The sequence below is a fragment of the Burkholderia sp. GbtcB21 genome (genome assembly GCF_019091065.1).
Lineage (GTDB): Bacteria > Pseudomonadota > Gammaproteobacteria > Burkholderiales > Burkholderiaceae > Burkholderia > Burkholderia pyrrocinia_C.
In genome coordinates this window covers 1-228 of sequence record NZ_JAGXKA010000580.1, presented here as the reverse complement: position 1 = coordinate 228, position 228 = coordinate 1, and the positions used below count along the sequence as shown (strand labels likewise).

1 pseudogene is annotated in these 228 nt (G+C 71.5%); it reads right to left on the bottom strand.

The features are described 5' to 3' along the window. Positions 1 to 228: pseudogene (locus tag KVT39_RS37725) on the bottom strand (helix-turn-helix transcriptional regulator); the annotation flags it as partial.

Here is a 228-nt window from a genome sequence, read left to right as displayed (position 1 = left end):
CCGTCCTATTTCCAGCCGCACCGCCGACCGCATCACCCAACCCGAAGCGCAGCAACGAGAACGCGCCGGCCGTGCGGCCCGCGTCGCGCAGCCAGATCTCGACGACGTCGGCCACGTCGTGCCGGCGCAGGAAACGGGTCCAGTACGCGGACGCCTCGCGCCTTTCGTCAGGCAATTGGGAAGCGAGCGTGACGACCGCCCGCTCGCCCGCCGCGCAACGCGACGGAG